General features: G+C 66.6%; 22 protein-coding genes. 12 read left to right on the forward strand and 10 right to left on the reverse strand.

Translation table 11 applies throughout. The features are described from left to right. Positions 1-202 precede the first annotated feature (202 nt). Positions 203-1162 (forward strand): cation diffusion facilitator family transporter, encoded by a 960-nt coding sequence (locus K254_RS0102785; protein ID WP_026554101.1) that lies wholly within the window; start codon positions 203-205, stop codon positions 1160-1162. 70 nt (positions 1163-1232) lie between these two features. Here the strand turns inward: K254_RS0102785 and K254_RS0102790 are convergent, their stop codons facing one another. Further along, a complete protein-coding gene (locus K254_RS0102790; RefSeq protein ID WP_026554102.1) occupies positions 1233-2438 on the reverse strand; it encodes an MFS transporter in 1206 nt (401 codons plus the stop codon). 103 nt (positions 2439-2541) lie between these two features. Here K254_RS0102790 and K254_RS0102795 point away from each other — a divergent pair, with 103 nt between their 5' ends. Continuing rightward, positions 2542-2976: a (deoxy)nucleoside triphosphate pyrophosphohydrolase gene (locus K254_RS0102795; protein ID WP_196810920.1), complete on the forward strand. Its 435-nt coding sequence runs from the start codon at positions 2542-2544 to the stop codon at positions 2974-2976. Positions 2977-3039: 63 nt separating this feature from the next. Then, positions 3040-3249, forward strand: a complete 210-nt coding sequence (locus tag K254_RS0102800) for a DUF5302 domain-containing protein (protein WP_026554104.1) — start codon at positions 3040-3042, stop codon at positions 3247-3249. Positions 3250-3372: 123 nt separating this feature from the next. Here the strand turns inward: K254_RS0102800 and K254_RS0102805 are convergent, their stop codons facing one another. Then, positions 3373-4506 carry an Rv2578c family radical SAM protein gene (locus K254_RS0102805; protein ID WP_026554105.1) on the reverse strand — a complete coding sequence of 378 codons (1134 nt, stop codon included), beginning with the start codon at positions 4504-4506 and terminating at the stop codon, positions 3373-3375. A gap of 182 nt (positions 4507-4688) precedes the next feature. On the opposite strand from K254_RS0102805, the gene K254_RS0102810 reads away from it, so the two are divergent. Next, a complete protein-coding gene (locus K254_RS0102810; RefSeq protein ID WP_026554106.1) occupies positions 4689-4973 on the forward strand; it encodes a DUF1540 domain-containing protein in 285 nt (94 codons plus the stop codon). 104 nt (positions 4974-5077) lie between these two features. On the opposite strand, the gene K254_RS0102815 is transcribed toward K254_RS0102810, so the two are convergent. The 4 genes from K254_RS0102815 to K254_RS0102830 form a co-directional block, all read right to left on the reverse strand. Then, positions 5078-5383, reverse strand: coding sequence for a hypothetical protein (locus K254_RS0102815; protein ID WP_026554107.1), 306 nt, complete (start codon positions 5381-5383; stop codon positions 5078-5080). A gap of 130 nt (positions 5384-5513) precedes the next feature. Next, a complete protein-coding gene (locus tag K254_RS0102820) occupies positions 5514-6164 on the reverse strand; it encodes an SIMPL domain-containing protein (protein ID WP_026554108.1) in 651 nt (216 codons plus the stop codon). Positions 6165-6166: 2 nt separating this feature from the next. Continuing rightward, positions 6167-6649 (reverse strand): hypothetical protein, encoded by a 483-nt coding sequence (locus K254_RS0102825; protein ID WP_331271223.1) that lies wholly within the window; start codon positions 6647-6649, stop codon positions 6167-6169. Positions 6650-6657: 8 nt separating this feature from the next. Beyond that, positions 6658-7479: a hypothetical protein gene (locus K254_RS0102830; RefSeq protein WP_155848433.1), complete on the reverse strand. Its 822-nt coding sequence runs from the start codon at positions 7477-7479 to the stop codon at positions 6658-6660. A gap of 162 nt (positions 7480-7641) precedes the next feature. Between K254_RS0102830 and pheS the strand changes: the two genes are divergently transcribed. Together pheS and pheT are read left to right on the forward strand one after the other, a co-directional pair. After that, positions 7642-8736 (forward strand): phenylalanine--tRNA ligase subunit alpha, encoded by a 1095-nt coding sequence (gene pheS / locus K254_RS0102835; RefSeq protein ID WP_026554111.1) that lies wholly within the window; start codon positions 7642-7644, stop codon positions 8734-8736. Between the two features lie 2 nt (positions 8737-8738). After that, positions 8739-11282 (forward strand): phenylalanine--tRNA ligase subunit beta, encoded by a 2544-nt coding sequence (pheT, locus tag K254_RS0102840; RefSeq protein ID WP_026554112.1) that lies wholly within the window; start codon positions 8739-8741, stop codon positions 11280-11282. Positions 11283-11351: 69 nt separating this feature from the next. Here pheT and ppk2 read toward each other — a convergent pair whose 3' ends face one another. Continuing rightward, on the reverse strand, positions 11352-12239 hold the full coding sequence (gene ppk2, locus K254_RS0102845; protein WP_051388723.1) for a polyphosphate kinase 2: 888 nt from the start codon (positions 12237-12239) through the stop codon (positions 11352-11354). 206 nt (positions 12240-12445) lie between these two features. On the opposite strand from ppk2, the gene K254_RS21410 reads away from it, so the two are divergent. Then, on the forward strand, positions 12446-12985 hold the full coding sequence (locus tag K254_RS21410) for a 4'-phosphopantetheinyl transferase family protein (RefSeq protein ID WP_051388725.1): 540 nt from the start codon (positions 12446-12448) through the stop codon (positions 12983-12985). A gap of 60 nt (positions 12986-13045) precedes the next feature. Here the strand turns inward: K254_RS21410 and K254_RS0102855 are convergent, their stop codons facing one another. Next, entirely contained in the window at positions 13046-13924 is an 879-nt protein-coding gene (locus K254_RS0102855) for a LysR family transcriptional regulator (protein ID WP_026554114.1), read from the reverse strand. 110 nt (positions 13925-14034) lie between these two features. On the opposite strand from K254_RS0102855, the gene K254_RS21415 reads away from it, so the two are divergent. Further along, the gene (locus K254_RS21415) at positions 14035-15036 is read left to right on the forward strand and encodes a DMT family transporter (RefSeq protein WP_231391725.1); all 1002 of its coding nucleotides are present in this window, start codon (positions 14035-14037) and stop codon (positions 15034-15036) included. Between the two features lie 10 nt (positions 15037-15046). Here the strand turns inward: K254_RS21415 and K254_RS0102865 are convergent, their stop codons facing one another. After that, positions 15047-15469 (reverse strand): hypothetical protein, encoded by a 423-nt coding sequence (locus tag K254_RS0102865; RefSeq protein ID WP_155848434.1) that lies wholly within the window; start codon positions 15467-15469, stop codon positions 15047-15049. Between the two features lie 383 nt (positions 15470-15852). Between K254_RS0102865 and K254_RS0102870 the strand changes: the two genes are divergently transcribed. After that, positions 15853-16206, forward strand: a complete 354-nt coding sequence (locus K254_RS0102870; protein ID WP_026554116.1) for a hypothetical protein — start codon at positions 15853-15855, stop codon at positions 16204-16206. Between the two features lie 117 nt (positions 16207-16323). Beyond that, positions 16324-16569: a hypothetical protein gene (locus K254_RS25580; RefSeq protein ID WP_155848435.1), complete on the forward strand. Its 246-nt coding sequence runs from the start codon at positions 16324-16326 to the stop codon at positions 16567-16569. 24 nt (positions 16570-16593) lie between these two features. Here the strand turns inward: K254_RS25580 and K254_RS26380 are convergent, their stop codons facing one another. Continuing rightward, complete coding sequence (locus K254_RS26380) at positions 16594-16929, reverse strand: PASTA domain-containing protein (protein WP_051388727.1); 336 nt, start codon at positions 16927-16929, stop codon at positions 16594-16596. Positions 16930-17087: 158 nt separating this feature from the next. Here K254_RS26380 and K254_RS21425 point away from each other — a divergent pair, with 158 nt between their 5' ends. Both K254_RS21425 and K254_RS24685 read left to right on the forward strand, forming a co-directional pair. Beyond that, complete coding sequence (locus K254_RS21425; protein WP_231391726.1) at positions 17088-17681, forward strand: RNA polymerase sigma factor; 594 nt, start codon at positions 17088-17090, stop codon at positions 17679-17681. Beyond that, positions 17647-18702: a CU044_5270 family protein gene (locus K254_RS24685; RefSeq protein WP_026554117.1), complete on the forward strand. Its 1056-nt coding sequence runs from the start codon at positions 17647-17649 to the stop codon at positions 18700-18702. The genes K254_RS21425 and K254_RS24685 overlap by 35 nt, the downstream gene beginning before the upstream one ends. The last annotated feature ends 40 nt before the right edge of the window (positions 18703-18742 follow it).

Below are 18742 nucleotides of genomic sequence, written 5' to 3' on the forward strand. Positions count from 1 at the left end.
GCGTCACTGGCAATGGCCATGTCCACCCCTCGAACCGGCACTTGGGGATAGTCCCACGCCGTCGGACTATCCCCAAGTGCGAGTTCGCGGAAGTCGTCACGGGTTGTTGGGCAGCGGGGCCGCTGCCATGTAGCGTGGTGCCCCGGGGGAATCCCACCGGCACTGCCGGCAGTAGTTGGTATTGATCAAAAGGGGAACACACGTGTCTGCATCCGGAGGAAGCAAGGCGATCATCGCCGCCCTCGCGGCGAATTTGTCCATCGCTGTGCTGAAGTTTCTCGCCTTCCTGTTGACGGCGTCCTCGTCCATGCTGGCCGAGGCCATCCACTCCGTCGCGGACTCGGGCAACCAGTTGCTGCTCTTGATCGGTGGCAAACGCGCCCGCCGCCAGGCCAGCCCGGAACACCCGTTTGGCTATGGCCGCGAACGCTACATCTACGCCTTCATCGTCTCCATCGTGCTCTTCAGCGTCGGTGGCCTGTTCGCCCTGTTCGAGGCCTACGAGAAGTGGCACGATCCGCACGGCATTGACCCGCAGTGGGCCTGGGTTCCGCTGGCCGTCCTGGTGGGGGCCATCGTTCTGGAGTCCTACTCCTTCCGCACGGCCATCAAGGAATCGAACCACACGCGGGGCAAGCGCACGTGGGTGCAGTTTGTCCGCACGGCCAAGGCCCCCGAGCTTCCCGTGGTGCTGCTGGAGGACCTGGCTGCCCTGATTGGCCTGGTGCTGGCCCTGGGCGGCGTTTCGATGACCATCATCACCGGCAACGGCCTGTGGGATGCCGCGGGCACGGCCATGATCGGCCTGCTGCTGGTGGCTGTCGCCGTCGTGCTGGCGCTGGAGACAAAGTCCCTGCTGCTGGGTGAATCGGCCACGAAGGACGACGTCGCCGCCATCGAGGCGGCGTTGGTGGGCTCCGGCGTTGGCCGCATCATCCATCTCAAGACCCTGCACCTGGGCCCGGAGGAACTGCTCGTGGCGGCCAAGATTGCCGTCAATGGCGCCGACACCGGCGCCCACATCGCCGAGGTGATTGACGCCGCCGAACAGCGCATCCGGGCCGCGGTGCCCATCGCCAAGGTCATCTACCTTGAGCCGGACATCTATTCGGACGCCAAGGCTGCAGCACCCGCTGAGCCCGCACCGGACAGTGCGCACTAGTCGCCAACCAACGACGCAGAAGGCCTCCTCCCAATTGGGAGGAGGCCTTCTGCAGTCCACGCAGCAAGCGCTACGCGGCCGGTCCGGCGTCAAGGGCGCGGCGGCGGTCCAGCAGTCCGCTGGTGGCGGCGATGCCCAGGCCCAGCACGGCCAGAACGGCGCCAACGAGGGCCGGGGCCACATAGCCCCAGCCGGCCGCGATGACGAGACCGCCGACGAAGGCGCCCAGTGCGTTGGCCATGTTCAGCGCCGAGTGGTTCAGCGAGGAGGCCAGCGAGGCGGCGCCGGGGGAGACATCCAGCAGCCGGGTCTGCAGCGACGGCACCAGCATGGCCCCCGAAGCGCCGACGACGAACACCATCAGCAGGGCCATCCATTGGATGTGGACGGTGGCGGCGTAGACGACCAGCACCACGGCGATGAACCCCATGACGGCGTAGATGCTGCCCATGACCGACTTGTCCGCCAGCCGGCCGCCGACGAAGTTTCCGGCCACCATGCCCACGCCGTACAGGCCCACGATGAACGGCAGGAAGCTTTCATTGAACCCGGCAACGTCGGTCATGGTTTTGGCAATGTAGGTGTAGACGGCAAAGAACCCGCCAAAGCCGACGACGCCGATCAGCAGGGCCAGCCAGACCTGGATCCGCTTCAGCGCGCTGAGCTCGCGGCGGATGCTGGCATCGGCATGCACCTTTTGGGCCGGCACGAACTTCGCGATGCAGGCCAGCGTGATGAGCCCAATGACGGCGACCAAAACAAACATGAGCCGCCAGCCGAACTGCTGCCCCACAAAGGTGGCCAGCGGTACGCCCACCACATTCGCGATGGACAGGCCCATCATCACCATCGAGATGGCATGGCCTCGCTTGGTGGGCGCCACCAGTGAGGCGGCGATGACGGCGGCCACACCGAAGAAGGCGCCATGCGGCAGCCCGGAAATGAAGCGGGTGACGAGCATGGTGCCGAAGTCAGGGGCGAAATAGGAGGACAGATTGCCCAGGGTGAACAGCACCATGAGGCCAATGACCACCTGCTTCCGGGGCAGCTTGGCGGCCAACGCGGCCAGCAGCGGGGCGCCCACCACCACGCCCAGGGCGTAGGCGGAGATCAGGTGCCCGGCTTCGGGGATGCTGACCTGGACGCCGTCGGCGATATTGGGCAGCAGGCCCATCATGGCGAACTCGGTGGTGCCGATGCCAAAGCCGCCAACGGCCAGGGAAATGATGGCCCAGGTGACCATGCGGGGGGACAACGGGGTGTGGGACGCGGACATTCAACGCTCTCGTTTGGGCCTGTCGCGGCAGGTGTGGATTCGTAGCAGACAACGCTGTCCACCGTCCAAGTCTAGTTCGCCCTAAACTGGCCAGGTGAGTGAGATGAAGCAAATCGTTGGCGGGGCCATCGTTGATTCCCTGCAAAATCCAACCCTGTTGCTGGCCGCACGCCGCACCGCGCCGCCGGCACTGGCCGGCTTGTGGGAGTTCCCCGGCGGCAAGGTGGAAGCGGGGGAGCAGCTGGAGGCGGCCCTGCACCGGGAGCTCAGGGAGGAGCTGGGTGTCACCGTCCGTCTCGGTGCCGAGGTGGCGGGCACGACGGCGGCCGGCTGGCCGCTGAACCAGGCTGCGGCCATGCGCGTCTGGCTGGCAGAGGTGTCCGACGGAGACCCGGAACCTTTGGAGGACCACGACGAGCTGCGCTGGCTGCCGCTGGACGGCTCCGCGGAACTGTTCGAGCTGCCGTGGATTCCGGCCGACTTTCCGATAGTCCAGGCCGTTCTGGATGCCGCGGGCGTGCGCGCCGCCACATCCTAGCGCTGTTGCATTGGCCGCCGCCTGTGCCAGACTGAAGGCTCACGCACGATCCAGGAGGTTTAGATGACGTCGTCTGACAAGCACCACAACGGAGACAGCGCCGCACCGGCTGATACAACGGCCAGCGAGGAAATGAAGGCAAAGTTCCGCGAGGCACTTGACCGCAAGAGCCACCAGCACCATGCAACGGTGGAGGCAGCCACAGGCGCCAAGATCAACCACCAGCACGGCTCGGAATCGCAGAAGCGCGAATTCCGCCGCAAGAGCGGATAGCACGCGGACCAAGCATAGGCGGGCCGGGACAGCACATGCTGTCCCGGCCCGCTGTGTTAGCCGGACAACCTTGCAACGACCATGCCCGGACGGCCTTGGCCCAGCCACCAGCCGCGCGCCCCTCTAGAACAGGGCCGGCTGGACGTCGGCCGACACCGCCGCGGCGGTCGCGGGGCGGGCAGTGGGGCCGGCCGTGGGGCCGCGGAAGCCGGGCAGGGCGCCGTCCGGGTACTGGGCCTCCTCCTCGCGGGCGTCGTGGATGAATCCGTCCGTTCCGGCAAAGCCGTGGCGCTTCTTGAAGAAGGCCACCCGGCCCGACAGCCAGGCCCGGTACTCCTTGGAGGCATAGGCCCCCGATCCGTAGAGGCGCCGGTAGCGGCCCACTAGCGCGGGATGCCCGCGGGCCAGCCAGGCCATGAACCACTCCCGCGTTCCAGGGCGCAGATACAGGGCACCGGCGCTGACACCCGTGGCACCGGCCGCCGAGAGCGACGAGAAGAGCGATTCGAGGGCGTCGTCGCCGTCGGTCAGCCAGGGCAGGATGGGCATGGCCATCACCCCGCACGGCAGGCCGGCATCACGCAGACGGCCGATAAGCGACAGCCGGGCCTTGGGGGAGGGTGTTCCGGGCTCGACGGCGGAGGCCAGGGCCTCGTCGGTCAGGGCCAGGGAGATGCCCATGCCCACCGGCACCACCGCAGCCGCCTCGCTCAGCAGAGGGATGTCCCGGGCCAGCAGCGTGCCCTTGGTCAGGATGGAGAACGGCGTGCCGGAATCGGCCAGCGCCGAGATGATGCCGGGCATCAACTTGTACCGCCCCTCGGCCCGCTGGTACGGATCGGTGTTGGTGCCCAAAGCCACGTGGTGCCGGCGCCAGGAGGGTTTGGCCAGTTCACGGCGCAGGACCTCCGCCACATTGACCTTCACCACCAGCTGGGAATCGAAATCCGCTCCGGCGTCGAGGTCCAGATAGGTGTGGCTCTTGCGGGCAAAGCAGTAGACGCAGGCATGGGAGCAGCCCCTGTAGGGGTTGATGGTCCACTCGAAAGGCATGGTGGACGTGCTGGGCACCTTGTTCAATGCACTCTTGGCAGCCACCTCGTGGAATGTGATGCCGGCAAAATCCGGCGTCGTCACACTGCGCACCAACCCCAACAGGGGGAGCAGCGGCAACTGGGCCGCCGGGCCTTCCCCTCCCGGCGGTGGCAGGGCGCCGTCGTTCGTGTCCCTGCCTAGTTCCTGCCCACTCCACCGCATGGAGTCATTCGAACATATATTCTAAAAGTCCGTCAAGGCCCCTTTCGGGAATACCTGCCGCACCCCTTGCTCCGGTAGCTAAATACGTCACAGAATTTCGTGCTTTTTTATGGCCAGCAACAGGCCTACGGTGGAACCAAAGCTGCCCGGTCGGGGCGGCCGGATCCTGGAGGATATTTACGATGACTACGCATGTCGCAGACTGCAGCGTTTCCAATTGTTCCTTCAACGACCACTCGCACTGCGGGGCCGCCGCCATCACCGTCGGTGGCAGCTCGGACCACGCGTCGTGCGCCACGTTCATTGACACCGGCACGCATGGTGGCCTGCCCAAGGTCTTGGCCGGTGTCGGTGCCTGCCAGCGCTCCGAGTGCTCCCACAACGACCACCTGATGTGCAACGCCACAGAGGTCCATGTGGGACCCGGCGCGGACAATGCCGACTGCCTCACCTACGCGCACCGCTAGAGCTTGATCCGGACGGCTCCGCGGCTGGGACGAGCCGGCCGCGGAGCCGTCCGTTGCCATGTCCGGCGCAGGCGTCTGTGGTCGAATCGCGGATCTGGGTGCGCCTACTCCGTCAACTGCGGCATGCACATGCACTTGACGTCGAAGAACGGCAGCCCCGCCGGCTCCTCGCCGTGGCCGGTTGACACAAGGCGGTCGTGGTCCAGGAAATACACGGGCAGCTGGCCGTGCACGGACATGTTGTAGCGCGAGGGGTACACCCACTGTCCGTCGATGTCGTAGGCCGGGACGCCGGGGGTGTCGCGGCGGTTGTGCACCGTCGGGTACAGGCCGTCGCCAATCCACAGATAGCTGGCCAGGCCGTACAAGTGGCGGTCGTTGCGGTCGGTGGGGAACAGAATGGCCTGCATGGGTCCACCCTTCTCGAAGCGGCTCCCGGCGCCTGCCTGGGCGGGCGGCAAGGGGCGTGGTCGGAGATTTACTAAGGTTAGACTAACCTAATCTTTCGACCGTGCCGACTCGGCAGTGCCGGACGCTGCGCTAGGCGGGCCCATCCAAGGCCCAGGTGACGGTGAGGGCGGCGTCGATGCTGCTTTCACTGGCTTCAATGGGCATGGGGGAGGCCATGGCCATGCGGGCCAGGGGGACCGGGTGTCCATTTCCGTTCGGTGCGCCCTCGGTGATGCCGCGCACCACGCCCAGCCTCCGGCCGGCGAGTTCCGCCAGTTGGCTCGCCTTGCCCAGGGCGTCGGTCCAGGCCAGCATCCGGGCCTCCTCGGCCGCCTGGGACGGGTCCATCACCGTTGCGCTGAGGCCGTTCAGGCGCAGATCGTCACCGCCGGCCTCCACTGCGGCGGCAATGAGCTCCTCCACGCCGTCGGCAAAGTCCAAGGTGACGGCCACCGTGCCACTGCCCACATAGCCCGTGACAATGTTGCCCACGCCGTCCTTCCACGTGGACTCGGCGCGGATATTCAGGGCCGAGGTGGCCATTTTGGCCCCTGAAACCCCCAGCCCGCCGAGCCGGCGCAGCACGGCGGACATCGACTCCCCGGCGGCCGCGTAGGCCTGCTGCACTGTACTGCGGCGTGATTCGACGCCGATGTTGAGGCTGAGGGTGTCAGGGGCCCGGCGGGTGCTTCCGTGTCCGGTGACGGTGATGCTGTCCGGGTGGTGGTGGCTGGTCTGCATGGCTAGAGAGCTCCTTCGGTGGGTGGGATGGACGGACGGCGGCGGAACCTGGCCTTGGTGGGCAGCTCGCGGTAGCCGCCGGCCGCCAGCCCGGCTCCGCGTTCAAAGAGGTTCCGGCTGCCCGGATCCCCGGTGCGCCAGAGCGAGTACACGGCGCAGAATCCGTACAGCGGCAGGAATGGCAGCCCCAGGCACAGGGCGTACTGGGTGCTGTGCACCGCCTCATGCGCCAGCAGTGTGGGGCGGGAATCGATGAACGTCCGGTCCGCCCGGTAGAAGATGACGTTGCCCACGGTGAACGCGCCGGCCAACGGCAGTCGGGGACGGTAGCCGGTGCCCAGCAGCAGACCGTCCGGGCCCCGCTCCACGGGAGTGCGGGAGAGCGCGGCCAGCAGCAGGCCAAGGGGCGTGGAGAGGTTGAGCAGGTTCGCCACCTGGCGCAGCCACTTGGCCCTGGACATGCCTTCCTTGCTGGATTCTGCCACTGGGCTCCTCACGGCTCCGACGGCTTTCCTGGTACGGCAATCTGCCCGGGCAAATTTGATGGCGGCTCCGACGGCTTTCCTGGTACGGCAATCTGCCCGGGCAAATTTGATGGCGGCTCCGACGGCAGGTACAGCGGCAGATCCGACGGGCCCGCCGAGCGCAGGGGCGCTGGCTCAGGTGCGGGTTCCGGCAGGGGTATGCGGTGCCTGGTGGATTCGGCCACCTGCAGCCCCGCCAACGCCTTGCCCACGCCAGGCTTTGTCTTGCCGCAGACGGTGGTAGGCCAGGCGGCGAGCATGGCCCGCCCGCCGCCGTCGACGAGCCACAGGTCGGGGACTATTTCCATATCCGCCGTACAAGCGATGTCGTAGTTGGCCTTGTCACTGAATTCGCCCAGCGCCGCCACCAACGGTGCGAGGTCACCGGACATCCGGTCCTCGATGATGACCGACCACTGGCCTGCTTCACCTTCGTCCAGTCCAAAGGACATGGAGCACCGCACTACCATCGCCGGCACAAAGCCATCCGGGATGCTCCCGGCCACCGGCCTCGGGGGAGGTGTGAAGTTTTCGGGCCGTGGCAGGTATCGGGCGGAGGCCACGCAGTCCACGTTGTCCAGGAGCGGGGCGGCGGGCGGACGGTAGTGGTCTGTGCCCCAAGGCAGCACCTGGCAGCCGGCCAGCGAGGCCGCGGCCAGCACCGCAAGGACTGTGGCAGGAAGAGCAGAACCAAACCGGGGGGAGTGGCGCGGGGAGCGGCCCCGGCGCGGCGCGGGCAGGCGGGCGCCGTCGTGCGTGGCCTCCACGTCGTCGTTCAAGCGAACCGACACGCCCATCCCATCCTCCCTCCGGAGCCGGCGGAGCAACGGCTCCGATGAGCCGAGGATACCAGCGCCCCAGTTCGGGCGCCCGGGCCGGTTCAACTAGAATGGACCGGGCGGGAGGACAGACCCCGCTGTAGCCGTCGGAACGAGCATAGGTAAACACTGTAGATGTCTGACAATCACCAGAACGCGGCCGCCGAGCCGGAATCCGCCACCGAAGCGACCACCGCTCCCGACCCGCTGGACGAGGCCGCCATCAACGCTGCCGTCGACGCCGCGCTCGCAGCCATTGACGCCGCCTCCACCCTTGACGAACTCAAGGCAGCCCGCCTGGCCCACACGGGAGAGAAGTCCGCGCTGAGCCTGGCTAATGCCGGGATCCGCGACCTCGCCAAGGACCAGAAGGCCACCGCAGGCAAGCTCATGGGTGCAGCCCGTGGACGCGTGAACAAGGCGCTCGCCGTCCGCACCGAGGCCCTCGAGGCCGAGGATGCCGCGCGCATCCTGATCGAAGAGACTGTGGACGTCACGGCAGCCCCGCGCCGCCGCCGCGCCGGAGCCCGGCACCCGCTGTCCACCCTGCAGGAGCGCGTGAGCGACATCTTTGTGGGCATGGGCTGGGAAATCGCCGAGGGCCCGGAGCTGGAATCCGAGTGGTTCAACTTTGACGCCCTGAACTTCAAGCCGGACCACCCGGCCCGCGAAATGCAGGACACCTTCTTTGTGGAGCCCCCCGAGGCCCACCTGCTGATGCGCACGCACACCTCCCCGGTGCAGGTCCGTTCCATGCTGGAGCGCGAGCTGCCCATCTACGTGCTGTGCCCCGGCAAGGTGTTCCGCACCGATGAACTGGACGCCACGCACACCCCGGTGTTCCACCAGTTCGAGGGCCTGGCCATCGACAAGGGCCTGTCCATGGCGGATCTGCGCGGCACGCTGGAGCACTTCGCCCGGCAGATGTTCGGGGACGAGGCCAGCATCCGCCTGCGCCCGAACTACTTCCCGTTCACGGAGCCCTCCGCCGAGCTGGACATCTGGCACCCCGGCGCCAAGGGCGGCCCGCAGTGGATCGAGTGGGGAGGCTGCGGCATGGTCAACCCGAACGTGCTCCGCGCCGCCGGCATCGACCCGGACGAATATTCAGGATTCGCCTTCGGCATGGGCATCGAGCGCACCCTCATGTTCCGCAACGAGGTGGGCGACATGCGCGACATGATCGAGGGCGACGTACGTTTCAGCGAACACTTTGGGATGGAGATCTAGGGATGCGTATTCCCCTGTCTTGGCTGCGCGAGTATGCGCAGGTGCCGGCGGAAGCAACCGCCGAAGACGTCATGGCCGAACTGGTCACGATTGGTCTGGAAGAAGAAGACGTCCACCGTCCCACCGACGCGCTGAAGGGCCCCATCGTGGTGGGCCAGGTGCTGTCGCTGGTGAAGGAGCCGCAGAGCAACGGCAAGACCATCAACTGGTGCGAGGTCCGCGTGGTGCCCGAGGGCGCCGAGCAGACGCTCACCAACGAGGGCATCGATCCCTCCGGCGTGCAGGGCATCGTCTGCGGTGCGCACAACTTTGTGGTTGGTGACAAGGTGGTGGTCACGCTGCCCGGCGCAGTGCTGCCCGGGGACTTTCACATCTCCCCGCGCAAGACCTACGGCCACGTGTCCGCGGGCATGATCGCCTCGGTCCGCGAGCTGGGCATCGGCGAGGACCACGACGGCATCCTCGTGCTCAGCACCCTGGGCCTGGACCCGGAACTGGGCACCGACGCGCTGGACCTGCTGGGCCTCTACGACGAAGCCGCAGAGGTCAACGTCACCCCGGACCGCAGCTACTGCTTCTCCATCCGCGGCATCGCCCGCGAGTACGCCCACGCCACCGGAACCCCCTTCACCGACCCGGCCGACGCCGTCGTCGTCGCCCCCTCCACGGGCGCCGGCTACCCGGTGTGCCTGGCCGATGAGGCCCCGATCTACGGCAAGGCCGGCTGCGACAGGTTTGTTGCCCGCACGGTGCGCGGCATCAACCCCGCCGCACCCACCCCGACGTGGATGTCCTCGCGCCTGCGCCTGGCCGGGATCCGCTCCATCTCCCTGGCCGTGGACATCTCCAACTACGTGATGCTTGAGCTGGGGCAGCCGAACCACTGCTACGACCTGGACAAGCTGTCCGGGGACATCGTGGTGCGCCGCGCCAAGCCGGGCGAGACCATGGAAACCCTGGACGGCAAGGTCCGCACCCTGGACGTCGAGGATCTGCTGATCACCGATGGCAACGGCGGGATCGGCATTGCCGGCGTCATGGGCGGCGCCTCCACCGAGGTCTCCGACTCCACCGTCAACGTGCTGGTTGAGGCCGCGCACTTCGACGAGGTCAGCATCGCCCGCTCGCGCCGCCGCCACAAGCTGCCCTCCGAAGCCTCCAAGCGCTTTGAGCGCGGCGTGGACTGGCAGGTGGCCGACGAGGCCGCCCAGCGCGTGGTGGACCTGCTGGTTGAGCTGGCCGGCGGCACCGCCGACACCACCTCCACCGACGTCGGCACCGAGCCCGCCGCCGTCGTGATCGACCTGCCGGCCGGCTTCGCCGCCGCCCGGATCGGCATCGACTTCACCGATGAGCAGATCACCTTTGCCCTGACGGACATCGGTGGTGCAGTGGAGAAGACCGACGCCGGCTACCTTGTCACCGCGCCGAGCTGGCGCAACGACCTGGAGACGCCCGAGGACCTCACCGAGGAAATCGCGCGCCTGGTGGGCTACGACAAGATCCCCGCGACCCTGCCGGTGGCCCCGCCCGGGCGCGGCCTCAGCCGTGTGCAGCAGCAGCGCCGCCGCGTGCTGCAGTCCCTGGCCGACGCCGGTCTGACCGAGGTCATGGCGTACCCGTTCATTCCGAAGGCGTCCAACGACACCTTCGGCGTGGCCGAGGCAGGCGCCGTCCGCGAGGCCGTCAAACTGGCCAACCCGATCAGCGAGGAGAACGGCTGGCTCCGCACCACCGTGCTGCCCGGCCTGATCGAGGTGGCCAAGCGCAACCACTCGCGCGGCTTCCGCGACCTGGCCCTGTTCGAGGCCGGTCTCGTGTTTCTTCCCGAGGGGCCGATGGGCAGCGAGAGCATTCCGCCGCTGGGCATCAAGCCCGCAGAGGAGGTGCTGGACGGCCTGGACAACGGCATCCCGCACCAGCCACTGCACATCGGTGCCGTCTTCACGGGCAAGGAATCCCCGGCCGCTGCCGGCCACACGCCGCGTTCGTGGGATTGGGCCGATGCGCTGGACACCGTGCGCCTGATGGGCGACGTCGTTGGCGTGGAGCTGGTGGTGTCCCAGGGCGCCCACCAGGCCTTCCACCCGGGACGCGCTGCACAGATCACGCTGCGCTCCGGCGAGCTGGTGGGCTACGCCGGCGAGCTGCACCCGAAGCTGCTGGCCGAGCTGGACATGCCTGCACGCTCCGTGGCGCTGGAAATCGATGCGGATGTGCTGTTCGAGGCATCGGCCGATGTGATCGTGGCCAAGCACCTCTCCACGTTCCCCATCGCCACCCAGGACGTTGCCCTCGTGGTGCCGGCCGAGGTTGCCGCAGAGTCCGTGCTGGAGGCCCTGCGCGAGGGGGCCGGCGAGCTGCTCGAAGAGGTTGCCCTCTTCGATGTGTACCAGGGCACCGGCATTCCCGAGGGCAGCAAGTCGCTGGCCTTCGGCATGCGCTTCCGGGCCACGGACCGCACGCTGACCGCCGATGAGGCGTCGGAGGCCCGCGCGGCCGCCGTCGCCGTCGCCGCCGAGCGCTTTGGCGCCGTCCAGCGCTAAGCGCTGAATCTGTGCGACAGTAAACGTCCCTCTGGAGCTTCAGAGGGACGTTTACTGTCGCACAGTTGCTTAAAGCTGGTGTTCGCCGTCTTCGAAGATGCGCGACGCCGGACCGGAAATGAGCGCGTCGGGCTGCCCCACGAGCTCCTCGTCCTTGCCGGTGTAGTCGAATCGGCTCAGGACATGGCGCATGGCCGCCAGACGCGCCCGCTTCTTGTCGTTGCTCTTGACCACGGTCCAGGGTGCCTGCTCCGTATCCGTGCGGCGCAGCATCGCCTCCTTCGCCGCCGTGTAGGCCTCCCACTTATCCAGCGAGGCCAGATCCATGGGCGAGAGCTTCCACGCCCGCACCGGGTCCACCTGGCGGATGGTGAAGCGGGTGCGCTGCTCATTCTGTGAGACGGAGAACCAGAACTTCACCACATCCATGCCGTCGTTCACCAGCATGGATTCGAAGGCCGGGGCCTGGGCGAGGAACTCCTCGTACTGGGCGTCCGTGCAGAAGCCCATCACCCGTTCGACGCCGGCACGGTTGTACCAGGACCTGTCGAAGAGGACGATCTCCCCGGCCGCCGGCAGATGCTTCACGTAGCGTTGGAAGTACCACTGGGTGCGTTCGCGCTCGCTCGGCTTCTCCAGCGCGACCACCCGGGCGCCGCGCGGATTCAGGTGCTCGGTGAAGCGCTTGATGGTGCCGCCCTTGCCAGCAGCGTCCCGGCCCTCGAACAGCACCACCAGCCGCCGCCCGGATTCCTTGATCCACACCTGCAGCTTGAGGAGCTCGATCTGCAGCAGCCGCTTCTGGAGTTCGTAGCTGTCCCGGTCCAGCCGTTCGGCATAGGGGTAGCCCTCGCGCCAGGTGTCCACGGGGGTGCCATCGGGGCGCAGCAGCACCGGATCGTCGTCATCATTGTCCAGTACGCTGAAATCGAGCGGCGCAAGCGTCAGTTCACTCATGCGCCGACCCTAGGCCCCGCGCATGAACCACGCCCCGCCGCACCATGAACACGAGGTGAAGAACCCTGGGAACCGAGATTCCACAGCTGCGGCTGGCCGTCGTTGAGCTGTCGGCCATTGCCGCGGTCAACGACGGGCGGCTGCTGGGCGCTTCCGAACGTCGCCGCGCAGCCACCTTTGCCACGCCCGCACTGCGCGCCCGCTTTGTGGCCGGGCGGATCGCCCAGCGGCTCTTCGCCGCCGAGCTGTTGGGCGTCGACCCTGCGCAGCTGCGGGCCGTCTACGGCTGCCCCGATTGCGGTGGGGGAGACTCTGTGGACCATGGCCGCCCCGGCTATTGGCACCGCGGTGCACCGACCGGGCTGCGGCTGAGCCTCTCGCGCAGTGGCGGCTGGGCTCTGCTGGGCGGCACATTGGAGCGCGGCGTGGAGGTGGGCGTCGATCTGCAGAAGGTTGCCGCCGTGGGCTTTGACGGGTTCGACGACGTCGCCCTCACCCCGGGTGAGCGGGCAGCGGTGCTGCGGCTGCCCGCCGCCGAGCGTCCCCTGGCCCGGGCAACGGCCTGGGCAGCTAAGGAAGCCATGGCGAAGGCACTGGGACGCGGACTGCGGCTGGATCCGGCCAGCATGGATGCCGCAGGCATGCCCGGCCTGCAGGTTCAGGTGCTGGACACTGTTGCGCTGGGACTGCCCGCCGGATTCGCCGCAGCGTCGGCAGTGTGGATGGGCGAAGGAAGCGGCAGCTGAGGGAACCCGGACGGCTGTTGGCCGTCGTCGACAGTTGACACGGCCGCGCGTAAACGCAGCCTAGCCCTCTGCCCCTGAGTGTTCGGCGATGTGGCACATGCGTGCGACGCCCGGATGCCACGGCCGTGCCGACGGGCCTGTCAGGACCAACGTCCGTTTCAGGCACGGATCCAGTTGCACCATGACCAGATCCTCATTGAGCATCGTCTGTGCCAGTGAGGGCATGATCGCCACACCCAGACCGGCTTCGACCATGCCGAGCAGCGTGCTGGTCTCGTGCACACGTTGTGCCGGGGCGTAGGGCGCGTCGGCCATGTCGTGGATGGCCCTGATCTGGGGCTCGCAGCCTGCGGTCGAGGCCAATAGTGGGTCCTCAAGGAGATCGTGGAGGCTGATTCGATCGACGCCAGCCAGGGGATGGTCGGCCCGCAGCACGGCCCGGAAGTCGTCATGCGCAAGGACGGCCGCCCCCGCCTGAACGGGCACGTCGGCTACCAGCACCGCCGCATCGATGGCGCCGGTGGCGAGCCAGACCTCCAGTTCGTCGTCGCCGCCCTCAAAGAGGCGAATGTCCAGCCCCGGCAGTTCCGCCCGCCAGCGGCGGAGCAGATCGGGGACCAGCCGGTGGGACACCGTCACACCGGCCCCCAAGCGGACGGTCCCAGTGGCGGCGCGGTCGTGGTGCTGGTCCACGGCGGCCTCCAACGAGCGGACGCTGGCCAGGACACTGCGGGCGTGGGTGAGGACGGTGTCGCCCAGGGGAGTGGGCGCAATGACAGGGGCGCGCTGCACCAGTGGGGCACCCGTAACCTGTTCCAACGAGGCCAGCGCATGTGAGACGGCGGACTGGCTCATCTGCAGGTGGTCCGCTGCCGCACCAAAGCCGCCCTGCTCGACCACGCCAACAAGAACTTCAAGCTGACGCAGGGTGACACTCATGAATCGATTCCTTGCATGAACTCATGTGCTCGATTTGTTTGATTCATGCGTCAACCGTAGCCCAGACTGGGGGAGAAATGAAGGAGCATGGACTAATGGGTGGGAACGCAATGGCAGGCAAACGAAGCATGACCCTCGGCGGCCAGTATCTGGCTGCGGCAGTGGTTTGGGGAGCGAGCTTCCTGTTCATCAAGGTCGCCGTCGGTGGGATTTCGCCCGCGCAGGTGGTGCTCGGGCGCCTCTTCTTCGGGGCGGTGGTGCTTGCCGCCGTCATGCTGGTCAGCCGCCGCCGTTGGCCGCGCGGCCTGCGGATGTGGGCCCACCTCACGGCCATCGGCGCCATCGTCTGTGTGATCCCCTTCCTGCTCTTTTCCTGGGCCGCCCAGTACCTGCCGGCAGGGTTGTCCAGCATCTTCAACGCCACGACACCCATCGCCACCATGGTCGTTGCCCTGGCGCTGCTGCCCGAAGAACGGCTGACCAAAACGAAGGCGGCGGGCATCTTTGTCGCCGCTGCCGGCGTCGTTCTGGTGGCCGCGCCGTGGACGGCAGTGGCCGACACGTCCAATCCCATGTTCTTTTGGGCACAGCTGGCCTGCCTCGGGGCCACCACCTGCTACGGGCTGGGGTTCGTCTACACCCGCCGCTTCCTCCGCGGCAGCGGCTACGACGCCGTCACGGTGTCTGCCGCGCAGATTGGCACCGGGGCCGTCATCATGCTGGTGTTGACGCCGTTCATCGCCACCGCCCCGATCACCCTGACCTGGGAGATCGTGGGCAGCATGGTCATCCTCGGCGGCATCGGAACCGGCATTGCCTACATTTGGTACAACAATGTCCTCAATGCCTGGGGTGCCACCATTGCCTCCACCGTCACCTACCTCACCCCGGTCAGTGGAGTCCTGCTGGGAGTCATCTTCCTGGGCGAGACGGTCCATTGGAACCAGGTTCTGGGCGGAAGCGTCGTCATTCTCGGCATCCTGGTCGGGCAGGGGCGGCTCATGGTGCCGCGCCGGAAACGGAGGGACGACGTCGTGCTGCCGCCGGCGGGCGGGGCCGGCACGCTTCACGCGCAGCCCGGACCTAGCCCTGTGGATGGCTCAAAGGCGTAGGTCCTGCGGCCTACGCCCGGGTACGTGTTCCGGGCTGGGCGATGAGCTTGCCTGCCGCAATAGACATGCCGATGAACGCTGCAGCCGAGACAACCAAGAGCGGCCACAAAACAGCATCGGCAATTGCCGGCGACTTGCCCGCACTGACAAGTTCCGCTTGGGCTCGAAGCAACTGCCAGACACCGACGCCGCTCAGCAGCCACAGCACCGCTGCCCCGGCGACGAACCAAGCAAGAGCGAAAGAGCCACTTCTGGCTCCGAGGAAGACTGCCAGTGCAGCCAGCGCGAGGGCTGCCAGCAAGGCCAGCAACAGGGGTCCCGGGTCGAGCGGGAGACCAACAAGACCAGTCAACGTAAATAGTGCAGCCGCAGTCACTGCCGAAAGCACGCCGACGCCCGCCGCGGCGGCGCGCAAGTTTGGTCGGAGCTTCATGATTCGAGTCCCCTCGTTTGTGGCGTCTTCAGTCGGATCCCGCCGTGGAATTTCGCTCGGCGGGCCTGCCGAGGTGCGGCTGGCTGCTACGCACGCTACCGGATGCCCGCAACGCCATGGATCAACCGCTACTGCGATTTATCCTCTCGATCCTTGGAGACGGGTTACCGGTGGTCACACACAGGTTCTTTCGGTGGCTAGGCTTCGAGGGACACCATTCCACGCCGAGCTGAGGGGACAGCCCCGTGAACCCTATTTCGCGCCAATGTCGGCGCTCCAACCTAGGATGGTGGCCGAGGCCCCCCGGGAAGCAATGGGGCGGCCTCGTGGAAGCTCGCATCATGTGTTGTTTCCACCACCACTAGCTGAGAAGGAGTGCCGCTATGAGTTATGACCTTGCAGTGTGGGAGGGCGAGCTGCCGTCCACCGACGAAGAGCTGGCCGTCGCGTTCGACGAAAACATGGCCATTCTCGACAGCGAACCGGCGCCCGAACCGTCTCCGCGGATCCGCGCCTATGTCGACGCTCTCTTGGCACGCTGGCCCGATTTGGATTTCGGGGCCGAGAATGACTCGCCGTGGTCCGATGGCCCATTGATAGGAAACGCCGCCGGACCGGTCATCTACTTCGGAATGGTCTATGACCAGGCAGAGGAAGCTTCGGAATTTGCCGCCCAGCTGGCCCGGGAGCACGGCTTGGTCTGTCTGGACCCTCAGATGGAGGCGCTGCGGCGATAATCCGCCAACTACCGCTGCATTGGATGGGCCCTTTGTCCGGCCCATCCAATGCAGCGAAATCGTCCATCGTCACGAAGATCTCCTGAGACTGCTGCTCTTGGGTGGCATACTGGCGGCGTGGACAGACGACAGCTTGAACTCATCCTTGAATCTGAAGGTTTCCCAGCCGATTCTTATGCCATGCATGGCAGCGATCGGAATGACTCGTTCAATATCGAACAGCAGGGCCATCGTTTCTTGGTTTTTTACACTGAGCGGGGCACGCGGTCTCCCATAGAAGAATTCCAGTCCGAAGCTGCGGCATGCGATTTCTTTCTGGACCTCATGAGACGGAATGTGCGGAAGGAAAAAGACTCCAGATAGCCGTATATTGCTTCCACGACGCACCTAGTACGGTTCCTCCGGAATGGCGTGGGCGCTGTCGGCGGACGGCGGCGAATCATCCAGGGGACGGGCCATGTCTGGCTCGAGATCCGACCGCAGCCAGACCCTGAGCGAGTCCCACCGGCGGGCGACTGTCCCCGGGGCAGGATCCTGGCGGAGGATCATCGGGTTGTTGGGCCAGACTAAGGCGCCAATCGGTGGGCCATCTGGGTCAGGGTTTGCCAAGGACAGGCCCGCAGAAGACGCAACGTCCCGTGCCGCCAGAAAAGACAACCCGGTCACATTCGGCACGATGACGACGTCGGCTGCCCGCCGTTCGCCATCAAACGTCTTAGCCATATCTCCTCCTACCAGCAGTGTCGACCGCCGGCGCCACCGGGGCAAGGCCAATGCCTGCGGACGCCCCTGCGGTGGCTAGGCTTCGAGGGACACGATTCAACGCCGAGCTGAGGGGACAGCTCCGTGAACCCTTTTCCGGGCTGCGGGCAATACATAGTGTGAACACAGACAGCGACATCATCAGGCGGTCTCTGGAGCGCCCCTTTGTCTTTGGGGAGCTGTACGACAGACACGCCTCAGCCATCCACCGATACGCGGCCAGACGGGCCGGCGATTTTGCGGCCGACGACGTCATGTCCGAGACATTCTTGGTCGCCTTCGAGCGGCGGAACACCTTCGACGACGCCATTGACGACGCGAGACCCTGGCTCTTCGGTATTGCCACCAATCTGCTGCGCCGCCACCACCGCGCCGAGGCCAAGATCCTGCGCGTTCTGGCCAAGGCGCCCCGTGACGAGGCTGCCGAGGACCTGTGGCGGGTCGCCGAGCAGGTGGACGCCCAGGCGGCGGTCGGCAGGATCGCCAAGAAGCTGAAAAGCATGGCGGCCATCGATCGGGAAACCCTCCTGCTCTACGCCTGGGCCGACCTCACCTATGAGGGCATCGCCCAGGCCATGGGTGTGCCGCTGGGCACCGTGCGTTCACGCATGAACCGCGCCCGCAAGGCGCTCAAGAACGAATTGGGCCTGGGCCCCGTGGATGAAATGGAGATGGATCATGGACGATTTGCAGCTGCTCCGCAGAACCCGTAGCGATGTCGACGCCGCATCCGACGACAGTCTGGCCCGGGGCCGGCAGAGGCTGATGGCCCGGATCGGCGAGGAGACCACGGCGGCCCTGACCTTTGGAAGGAAGCCTCGGGGCACTATGGTGCGTCGCGGATTTTTGGTGGCCGGCGCTGCCGCTGTGCTGGTCGGCGCCATCGTGGTGGCCGACGTCGTCTCGATCGGTGGGAAGCCGCCGGGCGCGACGGCGGAAGCCGCCCAGGCGCTCGACAACGCCGCGGCAGCCACGATCGAGACCAGCGATCCGGTGGTTGGGCCGGGCCAGTACCTGAAGATCGCTACCACTGCCGTCTACGCCTCGGCCGTCGTATTGGACAACCCTGGAACGGACCGACGTACGGTGGAGTGGCTGGACCGGTCCACCGATCAGCTCTACGTTCCCGCCGATCAGTCTGCGGAATGGATCTGGAACCGCGAAGCCCGCATCCCGGCGACGTTCTTTAGCGAAGACGCCAGGGCCGAGGCGGCCAAATATCAACAGTCCCAGGCAAACGACCCCATCAGGACGGGAGAGCTGCTGCGGGCACAAGGTGGAAACTTCTACAGCAGCCAGCGGCTGCTCCTGGCAGGCTTGCCACTTGCCGAAGGACTGAAGACCCTGCCCCGCGATCCCCAAGCACTCCTCGACGAAATCCGCCAGCGAGGCAAGCCGGGCAGACCTGAAGCGGAAACGCTGGAATCCATCGCGTCCGTCCTGAGGACCGGAGTTGTCCCGGCAGACCTTCGCGCCGCACTGTACAAAGCGGCCGCGCTCATTCGCGGAGTCACGGTCGTCGATAGGCAGGCGAACCTTGATGGCCGGGTAGGCATAGCGATAGGCATTGAGCATCCAAAACGTCAGACTCGGATGGACATCATCATCGATTCCGAGACGGGGATGTTCATTGGCGAACGGGTAGTGACGTTGACCGCCGGAACGACCTTCCCTGCCGGAACAGCGACCGGCTGGACGGCCATCGAAACCTCTGTTGTGGACTCAGCGCCGTAGCAACCATTGAAGGACAGGGGCCAGCCGGGCGGTGAAACGT

It is taken from the genome of Arthrobacter sp. 35W (genome assembly GCF_000482545.1).
Lineage (GTDB): Bacteria > Actinomycetota > Actinomycetes > Actinomycetales > Micrococcaceae > Specibacter.

Coding starts and splice junctions, on each gene's coding strand:
- K254_RS0102790 (WP_026554102.1), bottom strand. CDS start 2,438: ATGTCCGCGTCCCACACCCCGTTGTCCCCCCGCATGGTCACCTGGGCC.
- K254_RS0102795 (WP_196810920.1), top strand. CDS start 2,542: ATGAAGCAAATCGTTGGCGGGGCCATCGTTGATTCCCTGCAAAATCCA.
- K254_RS0102800 (WP_026554104.1), top strand. CDS start 3,040: ATGACGTCGTCTGACAAGCACCACAACGGAGACAGCGCCGCACCGGCT.
- K254_RS0102805 (WP_026554105.1), bottom strand. CDS start 4,506: ATGCGGTGGAGTGGGCAGGAACTAGGCAGGGACACGAACGACGGCGCC.
- K254_RS0102810 (WP_026554106.1), top strand. CDS start 4,689: ATGACTACGCATGTCGCAGACTGCAGCGTTTCCAATTGTTCCTTCAAC.
- K254_RS0102815 (WP_026554107.1), bottom strand. CDS start 5,383: ATGCAGGCCATTCTGTTCCCCACCGACCGCAACGACCGCCACTTGTAC.
- K254_RS0102820 (WP_026554108.1), bottom strand. CDS start 6,164: ATGCAGACCAGCCACCACCACCCGGACAGCATCACCGTCACCGGACAC.
- pheS (WP_026554111.1), top strand. CDS start 7,642: ATGTCTGACAATCACCAGAACGCGGCCGCCGAGCCGGAATCCGCCACC.
- pheT (WP_026554112.1), top strand. CDS start 8,739: ATGCGTATTCCCCTGTCTTGGCTGCGCGAGTATGCGCAGGTGCCGGCG.
- ppk2 (WP_051388723.1), bottom strand. CDS start 12,239: ATGAGTGAACTGACGCTTGCGCCGCTCGATTTCAGCGTACTGGACAAT.
- K254_RS0102855 (WP_026554114.1), bottom strand. CDS start 13,924: ATGAGTGTCACCCTGCGTCAGCTTGAAGTTCTTGTTGGCGTGGTCGAG.
- K254_RS21415 (WP_231391725.1), top strand. CDS start 14,035: ATGGCAGGCAAACGAAGCATGACCCTCGGCGGCCAGTATCTGGCTGCG.
- K254_RS0102865 (WP_155848434.1), bottom strand. CDS start 15,469: ATGAAGCTCCGACCAAACTTGCGCGCCGCCGCGGCGGGCGTCGGCGTG.
- K254_RS0102870 (WP_026554116.1), top strand. CDS start 15,853: ATGAGTTATGACCTTGCAGTGTGGGAGGGCGAGCTGCCGTCCACCGAC.
- K254_RS26380 (WP_051388727.1), bottom strand. CDS start 16,929: ATGGCTAAGACGTTTGATGGCGAACGGCGGGCAGCCGACGTCGTCATC.
- K254_RS24685 (WP_026554117.1), top strand. CDS start 17,647: ATGGACGATTTGCAGCTGCTCCGCAGAACCCGTAGCGATGTCGACGCC.